Source organism: Pseudoalteromonas sp. 20-MNA-CIBAN-0454, from assembly GCF_040308685.1.
In the GTDB taxonomy this organism is placed as follows: domain Bacteria; phylum Pseudomonadota; class Gammaproteobacteria; order Enterobacterales; family Alteromonadaceae; genus Pseudoalteromonas; species Pseudoalteromonas nigrifaciens.
Window position 1 is genome coordinate 1 of record NZ_JBEOOB010000160.1, and the last position, 277, is coordinate 277.

General features: G+C 61.7%; 1 protein-coding gene. It reads right to left on the reverse strand.

Annotated elements, in window-relative coordinates; translation table 11 throughout:
* A partial coding sequence (locus tag AAEZ22_RS18370; RefSeq protein WP_352298474.1) for an efflux RND transporter permease subunit occupies positions 1-277 on the reverse strand: 277 nt, incomplete at both ends.

Genomic DNA, 277 nt, shown 5'->3' on the forward strand with positions numbered 1-277 from the left:
GGGCGGCGAGGGTGGTCATGATGATCGGCCGGAACCGGGTGATGCACGCTTCGAAAATCGCCTCCTGCGGCGGCAGGCCACGCTGGCGCTGCGCCTCGAGCGCGAAGTCGATCATCAGGATGCCGTTCTTTTTGACGATGCCGATCAGCAGCACCAGCCCGATCAACGCCATGATCGAAAAGTCCTGGCCGCAGATCCACAGCATGATCACCGCGCCGAGGCCTGCTGCCGGCAGGGTCGAAATGATCGTCAGCGGATGCACGAAGCTTTCATAAAG